Annotated in this window: 11 protein-coding genes; 10 read left to right on the top strand and 1 reads right to left on the bottom strand. The window is 67.6% G+C overall.

Annotated features, from left to right (window positions below):
* The first annotated feature begins 83 nt into the window (after positions 1–83).
* The 5 genes from ACTWQN_RS01975 to ACTWQN_RS01995 all read left to right on the top strand — a co-directional run bounded on the left by ACTWQN_RS01975 (position 84) and on the right by ACTWQN_RS01995 (position 3,141).
* Positions 84–806, top strand: a complete 723-nt coding sequence (locus ACTWQN_RS01975) for a mycothiol-dependent nitroreductase Rv2466c family protein (RefSeq protein ID WP_443201545.1) — start codon at positions 84–86, stop codon at positions 804–806.
* 32 nt (positions 807–838) lie between these two features.
* Positions 839–1,177, top strand: a complete 339-nt coding sequence (locus ACTWQN_RS01980) for a hypothetical protein (RefSeq protein ID WP_443201546.1) — start codon at positions 839–841, stop codon at positions 1,175–1,177.
* 302 nt (positions 1,178–1,479) lie between these two features.
* Positions 1,480–1,779, top strand: coding sequence for an N-acetyltransferase (locus ACTWQN_RS01985; RefSeq protein WP_443201547.1), 300 nt, complete (start codon positions 1,480–1,482; stop codon positions 1,777–1,779).
* Positions 1,780–1,843: 64 nt separating this feature from the next.
* Positions 1,844–2,860 (top strand): NAD-dependent epimerase/dehydratase family protein, encoded by a 1,017-nt coding sequence (locus tag ACTWQN_RS01990; protein WP_443201548.1) that lies wholly within the window; start codon positions 1,844–1,846, stop codon positions 2,858–2,860.
* Between the two features lie 122 nt (positions 2,861–2,982).
* A complete protein-coding gene (locus tag ACTWQN_RS01995) occupies positions 2,983–3,141 on the top strand; it encodes a hypothetical protein (RefSeq protein WP_443201549.1) in 159 nt (52 codons plus the stop codon).
* Between the two features lie 8 nt (positions 3,142–3,149).
* Here the strand turns inward: ACTWQN_RS01995 and ACTWQN_RS02000 are convergent, their stop codons facing one another.
* Positions 3,150–3,752 carry a TetR/AcrR family transcriptional regulator gene (locus ACTWQN_RS02000; protein ID WP_443201550.1) on the bottom strand — a complete coding sequence of 201 codons (603 nt, stop codon included), beginning with the start codon at positions 3,750–3,752 and terminating at the stop codon, positions 3,150–3,152.
* 168 nt (positions 3,753–3,920) lie between these two features.
* Here ACTWQN_RS02000 and ACTWQN_RS02005 point away from each other — a divergent pair, with 168 nt between their 5' ends.
* The 5 genes from ACTWQN_RS02005 to ACTWQN_RS02025 all read left to right on the top strand — a co-directional run bounded on the left by ACTWQN_RS02005 (position 3,921) and on the right by ACTWQN_RS02025 (position 12,360).
* Complete coding sequence (locus ACTWQN_RS02005) at positions 3,921–5,363, top strand: MFS transporter (RefSeq protein WP_443201551.1); 1,443 nt, start codon at positions 3,921–3,923, stop codon at positions 5,361–5,363.
* Positions 5,364–5,738: 375 nt separating this feature from the next.
* Positions 5,739–7,205, top strand: coding sequence for a DUF3375 domain-containing protein (locus ACTWQN_RS02010; RefSeq protein WP_443201552.1), 1,467 nt, complete (start codon positions 5,739–5,741; stop codon positions 7,203–7,205).
* Between the two features lie 10 nt (positions 7,206–7,215).
* Positions 7,216–7,818 (top strand): DUF4194 domain-containing protein, encoded by a 603-nt coding sequence (locus ACTWQN_RS02015; protein ID WP_443201553.1) that lies wholly within the window; start codon positions 7,216–7,218, stop codon positions 7,816–7,818.
* Positions 7,818–11,204 (top strand): ATP-binding protein, encoded by a 3,387-nt coding sequence (locus ACTWQN_RS02020; RefSeq protein ID WP_443201554.1) that lies wholly within the window; start codon positions 7,818–7,820, stop codon positions 11,202–11,204. Before ACTWQN_RS02015 ends, ACTWQN_RS02020 begins: the two co-directional genes overlap by 1 nt.
* Before the next feature lies 1 nt (position 11,205).
* Complete coding sequence (locus tag ACTWQN_RS02025; RefSeq protein ID WP_443201555.1) at positions 11,206–12,360, top strand: DUF3322 domain-containing protein; 1,155 nt, start codon at positions 11,206–11,208, stop codon at positions 12,358–12,360.
* Positions 12,361–12,404: the final 44 nt, after the last annotated feature.

Below are 12,404 nucleotides of genomic sequence, written 5' to 3' on the forward strand. Positions count from 1 at the left end.
GACCTGCCGCAGGCGCTGCCACCAACCAAATCAGCGGCCCGCCCGTGCGGGTCGCGGCACAGTCATGAGGAAGGGAACGCGATATGTCCGAGTCGGACATCGACTTCTACTTCGATCCGGTGTGCCCGTTCGCCTGGATGACGAGCAAGTGGGTCCGGAAGGTCGTGGCACAGCGCGACTACGCGGTGGACTGGCGGTTCATCTCGCTGCGGTTGATCAACGCCGAGGTCGACTACGACGCCCACTTCCCACAGGGGTACGAGGCCGGTCACACCGCCGGTCTGCGGCTGCTGCGGGTCGCGGCTCGCGTGCGGGCCGAGCACGGGCGAGCCGCGGTGGGGCCGTTCTACCAGGCGATCGGCAGCCAGGTGTTCGACTCCGACGTCGCGGCCGACCTGGAACCAGCACAACGGGGCAGCCGCGGCTTCGTCGAGCCGCTGCTCGCGCAGATCGGGCTGCCGGTGGAACTCGCCGACGCGCTGGACGACAGCGGCTGGGACAGCGAGCTGCGCGCCGAGACCGATGAGGCGTTGTCCTTGACCGGTAAGGATGTCGGTACGCCGATCATCCACTTCGGACCGCCGGAGGGCACCGCGTTCTTCGGACCGGTCATCAGCCGACTGCCCAGCGATGCGGACGCGGTTCGGCTCTGGGACCACGTCGTCGGGCTCGCGTCCTTCCCCGGTTTCGCCGAACTCAAGCGCAGCCTGCGCGAGCGGCCCCAACTGCGCAGCTTCGGCGTCCGCGACGAAGAAGTCGGCAGGCAGGAAGACTGGCACGGCGGCAGCCGACGGTTGAAGAAGTAACGCCGACCGCCCGAAGAAAGGACATATCGCGCGTGGCCGAGACGTTCACCGTGCGGCGCGACGGGCGGTGGCGCCTGCACACCCCGGACGGGCATCCCTTCCTTTCGATCGGTGTCGTGCACGCGGACGACACCAACCTGCGGATGGAGCACAACGCCAAGATCTTCGCCCAGCGCTACGGCGGATCACGACATCGCTGGATCCGCGAGGGCCTGGTCCCGGAGCTGACCTCGTGGGGCTTCAACACGATCGGCTGGACATCGGAGTACGTCAGCGGAACCGGCCTCAAGGATCCGTGGGACGAGCCCTACCGCGACCTCACCGACGCCGTGACCGAAACAAACCAGCGGTTGGTCGCCGAGTTCCGGTAGCCGCCCGCCCCGGACGTCGCCAGCGGCCGGTGGCGTCACCGGCCTTCGGGTCCCGGTGGGCCCTGCCGGTCGTGCGCGGGTCGCGGCCAGCAGGCTCGCCCACTCGATGGGGTGATGTGGTGCGTGGCGCGGGTGACTCGGCGGTGGTGGCATCGAAAGATGTCGGGCGCCGATGTTCCGCTGGCCGGGGCGTCGAGTGCCCGTTAGTTCCTCGCCAGGACCAGAACTCGGGCATCTCGTCGCAACGTGCCCGGAGCCTGTTCCCGAGCACCGAGGACTTTCCATGCAACCCGTTCGCACCGGTGTGGGAATCGAAGTGCGGCCGGTTCACCACCGGGTGCGGGCCGCATTCGTCGAACTGCCCTACCGACTCCATCGCGGTCACGGCACGGACGATCCTGTTCGGCACGCACCCGGATTTCCGGGGCCAGGGCTTGAAAACCGCGCTGCTGCTCGCGTCGCTGCGCGCGGGACGGCGGCTCGGCTTCGAATCGACCGAGTGCTCCTGGGCGCTGGAGGACAACGAGCCGGTCAACAGCGTCCTCGAATTCGTCGGAGCCCAACCCGCCAAGCGGTATCGGCTCTACCAAACCGACCTATGACCCCGCACGCGCTGGAGCCGCTGGGGTGTTCCGGTGGCGGCGCAGGAAGAGCACGGTGATCAGCATGGCGATCAAGTTCCTCGTGACGGGCGCGACCGGATTCATCGGCCGCAGGCTGTGCGAACACATCGTCGACCGCGGCGACACCGCGATCGCAGCAGTCCGACCAACTTCGCCTCGCCACGTGCTCGCGGGCATCGGTGCGCAGCTGGCCGAGGTGGACCTGCGAACCGGCGACGGGCTGCGCGAGGCGTTGTCGGACGTGGACTGCGTCATGCACCTGGCCGATGTGGTCAAGGCGTCGGATCTCGCCGCCTTCCGAGCAGGAAACGTGGCGACAACTCGCCTGCTGGCGCAGACCCTGGCCGGACTGGCACATCCGCCCCGGCTCGTGGTGTGCTCCTCGCTCGCCGCGGCTGGGCCCGCTGCCGCGGGCATCCCGCGAGCCGAAGCGGACCCCGTCCGACCGGTGTCCTGGTACGGGCGGAGCAAGCTCGCCGCCGAGCAGGCGGCTCGCGTCCACTCCGATCGCGTCCCGACCGTGTTGGTTCGTCCAGCCATCGTCTACGGCCCCGGAGATCCGGCTTTCCTCCCGTCCCTACTCGCGATGATGCGATTCGGAGTCGTCCTCAAAAGCGGCAGCGGGCAGCGCGCGTACTCGCTGATCCACGTCGACGATCTCTGCCGGGTCCTGCTGGCCGCTGCCGAGCGCGGGCGGACCGTCCGGACCGTCGATTCCGCCAGCGGGGTCTACTTCGCCTCGGACGGCTTCCCGTATTCCTGGGACGACCTGTGCGGCGCGGTGGCCTCGGCGTCGAGCCATGCGCAGCCGCGGACGGTGTCGCTGCCGGTCGCGGTGGTTCGCGCCGCGGCCGCCATATCCGGAATCGTCGGGCGCGCGCGGGGCGAGGTCTCGTTCTTCAACACCGACAAGGTTCGGGAATTGCGTTGTGCCGACTGGACTTGTGCTTCCGACAAGGCGCACCGGGAGCTGGGGTTCGTCCCGGAGGTATCGCTTTCGGACGGTTTGGCGACGGTCCTGGGCACCGCGACGCCGGTACCTCCTCACCAGCGCCGATGATCACTCCAAAGAGGACATCGGAGCTGCCGGATGTCGCGTCGCCCGCGATATCTTCCAGGCTCCGTCATCGATCCCGATAACGGAACGTCCGGAGATCCGTAAGCGGGGTTCCAGAACTGGACGTGCCGGACCTCGGCGGGTTGGCGCGGCAATCCGATTTCTCCGCTAACGCCGACATGCCGGTGGAACTCGATCCCGAACAGCCCGCGTTGATCCAGTTCAGCTCGGGCACCACCGGCGCGGTGTCGCGACGAGCCAAGGGGCCGATTCCGCCGAGGTGACGCGCATTTCAGCGCACGCCAGCGCGGGCCGCGGCGAGGGCTGCGGCGGCGGCGCGATCTGCCGCGGCCTCGTCCAGCGGGGCACCGGTGTTCAGGAGCGCGTAGTAGAGCGGGGCCGATACGGCGGCCACGACCCGGTGCGGATCCGTTCCGGGCGGGAGTTCGCCGCGTTCGACTCCGTCGGTGACGCAGCTGGCCCATTCCGCGATGCGGACCGCGTAGAAGCGGTGCAGCGCCTGGGCGGCTTGGTCGTTGCAGAGCGAGGCGGCGATCAGGGCCTTGAACAGGCGGCCCTGGCGGGGGTCGGTGAGGGTGCGGACGACCAGGCGGCCGTTCTCCCGCAGGTCGGTGTCGACGCTTCCGGTGTCGGCGCGGGGCGAGGACTGCTCTGCCATGGCTGCCAGGAGGTCGGCGGCGAGGACGCCGGGGGTTCCCCAGCGGCGGTAGACGGTGGTCTTGCCGACCCCGGCGACGCGGGCGATCTCGGCGAGATCCAGTGTGTCGAACCCGCCTTCGGCCAGGGCGTCACCTGCGGCTTCGAGTACGGCCTCACGGACCCGAGCGGTTCGTCCGCCGGGGCGGAGCGTGCCGGGCGGTGGCGTGCCGGTCATGTCTGACTCCTAGTTGACAGCGATCCTTATCGGAACCGCAGTTCCCTTACGGTCGCCAACGGTGCTACGGTCATCATCGTAACGGAACAATGGACCCATTTAGAGCGTTGACTCGCTCGTCCTCCGCTCGAACCTTCGCATCCCGGGGTTGGAAAGGATCGCCCTCCCATGTCCACAACCGAAGTCGCGGCACCGGAAACCGCCGATATCGCGGCCGCAGAACTCCCACCGAAACAGCTGACCGGCCGCCTCAAGGTGGTGCTCGCGGTCCTGCTGGTCGCCCAGTTCATGCTGGCCGTCGACTTCTCCATCCTGAACGTCGCGCTGCCCGCGATCGGCGACGGACTCGGCTTCAGCCTGGCGAACCTGCAGTGGGTCGCCACCGCGTTCGCCCTGTCCGCGGCGGGATTCACGCTCTTGTTCGGCCGCATCGGGGACCTGATCGGCCGCAAGCGGATCTTCCTGGGGAGCCTGGCGCTTCTCGGGCTGTCCTCGCTGGTCGGCGGCCTGGCAACGGCCCCGGCGATCCTGATCGTCGCCCGCATCGCCCAGGGCCTGGCCACCGCTGCCGCCACGCCAGCCGGACTGGCCCTGCTCACCACCGCCTTCCCCGAAGGCCCCCTCCGCCAGAAGGCACTCGGACTCAACGGCGCCCTGATGTCGGCCGGGTTCACCACCGGCGCGATCCTCGGCGGCGTCCTGACCGACCTGCTCTCATGGCGCTGGGCCTTCTTCATCAACGTGCCCGTCGCCCTGGTCGTCCTGGTCATCGCCCCAGCGGTCATCAGGGAATCCCGTCCCCAGCAGCGTCCCAAGATCGACCTGCCTGGCGCGCTGTCGGTGACGCTGGGCCTGCTCGGCGTCGTCTACGGCCTCACCCAAGCCGGTGAGCACGGCTGGACGGACGCGCACGCGCTCACCGGGCTGCTGGTCGGGGCCGCCCTGCTGGTCGTCTTCGCCTTCGTCGAGCGCAAGTCCGCCCAGCCGCTCGTCCCGCTGCAGGTGTTGGAGAAGCGCACCGTCGCATGGGGAAACGTGCTGGGGCTGCTCGCCTTCGTCACCGAGACGTCCCTGGTCTACCTGCTCACCCTCTACATGCAGAAGACCCTCGGCTTCTCCGCGCTGACCGCTGGCATCTCCTTCGGCGTCCTGGGCATCGGCACCGTGGTGGGCGGGCTGCTGGCCCCCAGGGTCATCGCCCGAACCTCCACCCTGACCACGCTGATCGCCGGTGGCGTGCTGCAGGCCGTGTTCACCGCCGTCCTGCTGCTGCTCGGTGACACGGCGGCCTCGATGGCGCTGATGCTGCCCGCGACATTCCTCGGCGGCGTCGGCAACATGCTCGTCATCGTCGGTTTCATGGTCACCGCCACCACCGGGCTGCCCAACGACGAGCAGGGCCTGGCCACCGGCCTGGCCTCCATGTCCCAACAGGTCGGCATCACCATGGGCACCCCGATCATGTCCGCGATCGTCACCGCCACCACGGCAGGCATGGCGACCGCTGCGGCGATCCTGCACGGCGTCACCGTCGCCATCGCCGCGAACGCCGCCCTGGTCGTCCTCGGCGTCCTGATCGCGGCCACCGCCCTCCGCCCCCACCGCACCTGACGCACGGCAATCCCGGCAAGGTGGGTGGCTCGCGAGGCCACCCACCGTCCGGATCGCCTGGGACCACCCGCACCTGCGCGGCGCCACCGTCGGCGAGTGGCCCCTGAACGCCTTCGACCAGGACCAGGCTTCCGAACTGATCCCGGTGCTGCGCGCCATCGCCGGAGCCGACCTGCACAACCTCGTCTTCCAACGCGACTGGCGCATCGTTCCCGCCCTCCACGAAAACCGACCTCGCACGTGAGTGATCCGAAAGAACCGCCGATCATCGCAGCTGGCGGTAGATGACCTCAACACCGATTCGGCAGCCGTCCATGGTGGAATGGACACCGGACCGCTTGCAGCTGGCTGGAAGGGAACGGGCCTGGTTCACTCATGGACTTCGACGAACTCGACCTGCTGCGCCGCAGCGACCCGGCGTGGAAGCTGTTGCGCGCCGACAACGCGCCACTCGTGCTCGGGTTCCTCCGGAAGGTCTTCGTCGAGGACAACGCACGTTCGATTTCCGCCGCTGAGCTGATCAGCAGACTGGACGACGAGCTGTACGCCCTCAACGAGCGGCTCGGCGACCGCACGTTTCCCAAACCTGCCAAGGCCTATCTCGACGACTGGGCCGCACCGGAGAACGGCTGGCTGCGCAAGTACTACCCACCCGGTTCCGACGAAGTGCACTTCGATGCGACTCCTGCCGTGGAGAAAGCCTTGACGTGGGTCGATTCACTGCGTGAACGCTCCTTCGTCGGCACCGAGTCGCGGCTGAACACCATCTTCGAACTGCTGCGGCAAATGGCCTACGGGGCGGAGACCGATCCGGACGTCCGACTCGCCGAGCTGCACCGACGCCGCGCCGCGATCGACGCCGAGATCAACCGGGTCGAAGGCGGTGACTTCGCCGTCCTCGACACTCCCGCCCAGCGAGACCGCTACCAGCAGTTCGCCACGACAGCCCGGGAGCTGCTGGCCGACTTCCGCGAGGTCGAGGCCAACTTCCGCACCCTCGACCGCGCGCTGCGCGCCCGAATCGCCGGGTGGGCGGGATCCAAGGGCGAACTGCTGGACGACGTCGTCGGCAATCGCAACACGATCGCGGATTCCGACCAGGGGCGCAGTTTCCAGGCGTTCTACGATTTTCTGCTCTCGCACGAACGGCAGACCGAGCTGGGCGAGTTGCTTGAGAAGGTGCAATCCCTCGACGCCATCGGGGAGACCGACCCGCGCATGCGGCACATCCACTACGACTGGCTCGACGCGGCCGAACGCACCCAGGCGACGGTGCGGCTGCTGTCCGAACAGCTCCGGCGCTTCCTCGACGACCAGGTGTGGCTGGAGAACCGCCGGGTCATGGACATCCTGCGCAGCATCGAGTCGACCGCGCTCAACCTGCGCGAGCACCGCGACCCGGCCATCACCTGCCAGCTCGACGCAACAGCACCGACGATCGCGCTGCCGTTGGAGCGCCCGCTCTACACGCCGAAGGCGAAGGTCCCGCTGGAGAGCACCGGCATCAGCGCGGCTGATGCGGATCTCGACGCATCCGCGCTGTTCGAGCAAGTTCACGTGGACCGCGAGCGCCTGTCCGGGATCGTGCGCCGCGAGCTGCGCAGCCGCAGCCAGATCGGACTCACCGCGGTGCTCGAACGCCAGCCGCTCGAACAGGGCATGGCCGAACTGGTCTGCTACCTCTCCCTCGGAGATCCCGCCTTCCAGGTGGTTTTCGACGAGACCAACCGCGACCAGGTGCACTGGATCGACGGCAGCGGCGCGCACCGAGTCGCGACCATCCCCCGCGTGACCTTCACCCGCGTCACGACCAGCGACAAATCGGTCGGTGGGGATCTCTAGCATGGCCAAGATGACCACATTTCCGCGCCGCGATGAACTCGACCTGTCGCTGGTGGTCACGCACCTGATGAAGGGCGTGGTGTACGCCGACAGCCACGAGAAGGTGTGGCGCCACCTCCTGCCGTTGCAGGCCCAGGTGCGCGACTACGTCGGCGTCATGGGCCTGACCATCGTCGTCGACGAGGCCGAGGGTTATGCCTTCCTTCGCTCGAAACCGGAAGGCGAGACCGACGATCGGCCCATCCCCCGGTTGATCCCGCGGCGCGCCCTGTCGTTCCACGTGAGCCTGCTGCTGGCGCTGCTGCGCAAGAAGCTGGCCGAGTTCGACGCCTCCGGAGCGGAGACGCGGCTGATCCTGACCAGGGACCAGATCGCTGAAATGGTGCGGTTGTTCCTGCCCGAGAGCAGCAACGAAGCGCGGCTGCTCGACCAGATCGATACCCAGATCGGCAAAGTCGTCGAGCTCGGCTTCCTGCACCGGATCAACGGCCAGGACGCCGCGTTCGAGGTTCGACGCATCCTCAAGGCGTTCGTGGACGGGCAATGGCTGGCCGAGTTCGACCAGCGGCTCGCCGAGTACACCGCCCAGCTCAGCAGCGCAGCGGAGGACTGATGGACGGGCACTCCAGCACCAGCGGACTCGACGTGACCGACCTCGCTGGCTACCGACTTGAACGCCTTGAGGTCTACAACTGGGGCACCTTCGACCAGCGGGTGTGGGTCTTCCGCCCTGACGGCCGCAACAGCCTGCTGACCGGCGACATCGGCTCCGGCAAGTCCACGATCGTCGACGCGATCACCACCTTGCTCCTACCCGCCCACCGCATCTCCTACAACAAGGCGGCGGGAGCCGAGGCGAAGGAGCGCAGCCTGCGCTCGTACGTGCTCGGCTACCACAAATCCGAACGCAACGAGGCGACCGGGGCGTCCAGACCGGTCGGGCTGCGGGATCGGCGGTCGTTCTCGGTCATCCTGGGCGTTTTCACCAACCACGGCTACGAATCGACCGTAGCGCTGGCGCAGGTGTTCTGGTTCCGCGACGCGTCGCTCGCCCAACCAGACCGGTTCTTCGCGACGGCGGACCGCGATCTGGCAATCGCGAGCGACTTCGCCGACTTCGGCGGCGACATCGCAACCCTCAAACGTCGGCTGCGCAAGCAGGACGTCCGCGTGCACGACCACTTCCCGGCCTACAGCAGGGATTTTCGCCGCAGGCTCGGAATCGACTCCGAGCAGGCGATGGAGCTGTTCCACCAGACGGTGTCGATGAAATCGGTCGGCAACCTCAACGACTTCGTCCGCTCGCACATGCTTGAGCCGTTCGACGCCGCTGACTGGACCGACAGGCTGGTCGACCACTTCGACGACCTGGCCAAGGCGTACGACGCCGTTCGCAAGGCCCGCGAGCAACTCGCCCAGCTCGATCCGCTGCTCGCCGACTGCGATGCCCACGACGAATTGGACGGGCGGATCGCCTCGGCCAGGGCCGAGCGCGACTCGTTGCGGTACTACTGCGCCGACCGCAAATCAGCGATGCTCGCCGCCAGGATCACCGCACTGAGCAACGAGATCGGGACGCAGCAGTCCGCTCTCGAACAGGCGAAGGGCGACCTTGAGCGGCTTCGCCGCAGGCAAACGGACTTGGTCCTGCGGCGCGCGGGCTGTGGGGGCGACCGGCTCGCGCAGCTCGAAACCGAGATCGCGACCGAGGACAAGGTGCGCGGCCAGCGGCGAGAACGGTTCGACCGGTACGACGCCCTGCTGCGGGAGGCCGGGCTTCCCGCGGTGGCCAACGCCGAGCAGTTCGCCGCGCGGCAGCGCGGTGTCGGCGACAACCGGGACAACCTCGACGAAGCACAGGCCGACCTGCAAAACCAGCTCACCGACATCAACGTGGCACGCCACGAGCTGGGCGCCGAGGCCGCGGAACTGAATGCCGAGCTCCGCAGCCTGCGCGAGCGGCGCAGCAACATCCCCAAACGCAGTCTCGACGTGCGCGACACGTTGTGCGCGGAGCTCGGCGTCGATTCCACCGCGTTGCCGTTCGCCGGTGAGCTCATCCAGGTGCGGGACGACTGCGCGGAATGGGAGGGTGCCGCCGAGCGCCTGCTGCGCGGCTTCGGCCTGTCCATGCTGGTTGCCAATGACCACTACACCGCGGTTTCCGACTGGATCAATGGGCGGCACCTCGACATCAAGTTGGTCTACTACCGGGTCCACGACCGGCCCAGCACCGCCCCGCCGACCCCGCTGTCCGACCGATCCCTGTTCAGCAAGCTGGAGATCAAGGAGTCGCCGTTCTCGGCCTGGCTGGATCGTGAGCTGACGCACCGCGCGGACTACGAATGCGTGGCGACGATGTCCGAGTTCCGACGCGCGGCGAAGGCCGTCACCAAAGCCGGGCAGATCAAGGGCGCCCGCGGCAGACACGAGAAGGACGACGCCCGCCGAATCGACGACCGCCGCCACTACGTGCTCGGCTGGGACAACCAGGCCAAGATCGACACGCTGCTGGACCAAGCCAACCGGCTGCATCGCCGACAGCGCGAGCTGGACGAACGCGCAGCCTCGGTCGGCGCGGAGCTGACCGGCAAGCACAAGCTCGCCACGACGCTGACATTGCTCGCCGAGTTCGGCCACTTCAGCGAGATCGACTGGCAGGCTTCGGTGAACCGCGTCGCCGAACTGAACGAGGAGAAGCGGCGCCTGGAGCAGCAGTCCGACGAGCTGAAACAGCTGACCACCGAGCTGGATTCCGTCGGCGAGCAGATCACGGCATCGGAAGCGGCCCGAGAGGCCGCGACTTCGCTGATCGGCGAGCTCCGCGGCAAGCGCGGTACAGCGGAGGAGCAGCTGCACGGCGTGCAGCGGACCCTCGCGGAGCCGGGGTGCGAACCGGCGAGGCGTTCCTTTCCGCTGATCGACGAGCGCGTCGGCAGCAGGCGCCTGGCCACTCCGGAGGACTGCGATGGCTGTCAGATCGAGCTGAGTGGTGAACTCAGCGGCGAAGTCGACAAGCTGACCGGACGGCAGGCCAAGGTGGCCAACCGGGTCGTCGCGAAGATGGGCGATTTCCGCAAGGCCTATCCGCTGGAGACCGCCGAATTCGACGACTCGGTGCAATCCGCGGGCGAGTACCGCGCGATGCACGACCGGATTGCCCGCGACGACCTGCCGCGGTTCGAGTCGGAATTCAAGACCTACCTCAACACCAACACGATTCGCGACATCGCGGGCTTCCACTCGCAGCTGAACAAGCAGGCCGAGCTGATCAAGCAGCGGATCGAGACCATCAACGACTCGCTGGTCGACATCGACTACAACCCGGGGCGATTCATCCGCCTCCAGCCGCACCCGACGGTCAACGTGGAGATCCGCGACTTCCGCAAGGACCTGCGCGAATGCACCACCGGATCGCTGGGCGGCGATGACTCCGACCAGTACTCCGAGCTGAAGTTCCTCCAGGTCAAGGCAATCGTCGAACGCTTCAGGGGACGAGAGGGCCAGACCGAGGCCGACCGGACGTGGACGCGCCGGGTCACCGACGTGCGCAACTGGTTCACCTTCTCCGCGTCCGAGCGGTGGCGTGCCGACGACACCGAGCACGAGAACTACACCGACTCCGGCGGCAAGTCCGGCGGTCAGAAGGAAAAACTCGCCTACACGATCCTGGCCGCATCACTGGCGTACCAGTTCAAGCTGGACTGGGGCGCCCAGCGGTCGAAGACCTTCCGCTTCGTCGTCATCGACGAGGCCTTCGGTCGCGGGTCCGACGAGTCCACCCGGTTCGCGCTCGACCTGTTCCGACAGCTCGGTCTGCAACTGCTGATCGTGACCCCGCTGCAGAAGATCCACATCATCGAGCCGTACGTGGCGGCGGTCGGCTTCGTGGACAACCACAACGGCGACAGCTCGCGGTTGCAAACCCTGACCATCGAGGAGTACCAGCAGCGCCAGCTCGCCCACGCCATCAAGACCGCGTCGGCTCCGGGCGGCTGAGATGGCCGCGTCCGGTTGGACCACGCCCGCCGATGTGGTGCGCAAACTCCGGCGACGGTGGGAGCGCGGCGAGTTCCTGTCGCAGTTCACCTCGGGTGTCCCCTGGGAGCCACTGGGTATCGGCCTGCGCGGGCCGAGCGCGGGCGATGCGGCCGCTCGCTTCGAGGAGGTGCGCTCATGGGTCGAGCAATGGCGACACGAGCGACGGCTGCGCATCGAGATGAAGTCGGTCGGCGGCCGAATCATCGGCGCCAACGAGATCCCCGCTCGCGCCTGGATAGACTCGTTCGACCAGTTGTGGGCGGTCCTCGGCACGCAGCGCGAGGTGCGCGGGTTCACGGACCTGCTGGCGGCCACGAAGCCGCTCGCACCAGCCATCGCCGACTGGATGATCAGCAAACCGATCGGGGTGCTCCAGCACGCCGACGAGTGGACCAGCCTGGTCAAGACCGTGCTGTGGATTGATGCGCACGCGCACCCCGACATGTACCTGCGCCAGGTCGACGTGCCTGGCGTGGACACCAAGTTCATCGAGCGACATCGCACGATCCTGTCCACCATGCTGGATCGGCAGCTCCCCGAGCAGCGGATCGACCGCGCCAGACCGCCGTCGGACTTCGTCGGCCGCTACCGGTTCCGCAGCAAACCCGCGCATGTCCGGTTCCGACACCTCGGCGAGAACACCGGTTTCAGCGAGCTGTCCGTCAGGGTGTCCGAACTCGCCGATCTGCCGCTGGACGCGCACACGGTGTTCGTCGTCGAGAACGAGGTCACCTACCTGGCCTTCCCACCGGCGGAGAACGCTGTCGTGATCTTCGGCGAGGGATACGCCGCGACCCGACTGGAGTCGCTGCGCTGGCTGGCCGACAAAGACCTCGTGTACTGGGGCGACATCGACACCCATGGTCTTGCCATCCTGAACCGGCTGCGCCGCACGTTCAGCCATGCCCGATCCATGCTGATGGACCGCGCTACGCTGCTGGCGCACGAAAGCCAGTGGGTGCGTGAACCGAGCCCCACCATCGAGCATCTCGAAATGCTGCTGCCACCCGAAGCAGCGCTCTACACCGATCTCGTCGACGACGCCCTAGGCCCCGCAGTCCGCCTCGAACAAGAACGCATCTCCTACGCCACCATCCAACAAGCCGTCGGTTGATCATTGATTTCGGATCGCACGGTACGAGCTCGCTGGGAGCGCTG

Origin of the sequence: Saccharopolyspora antiqui, from assembly GCF_052246905.1 — a bacterium.
In the GTDB taxonomy this organism is placed as follows: Bacteria; Actinomycetota; Actinomycetes; order Mycobacteriales; family Pseudonocardiaceae; genus Saccharopolyspora.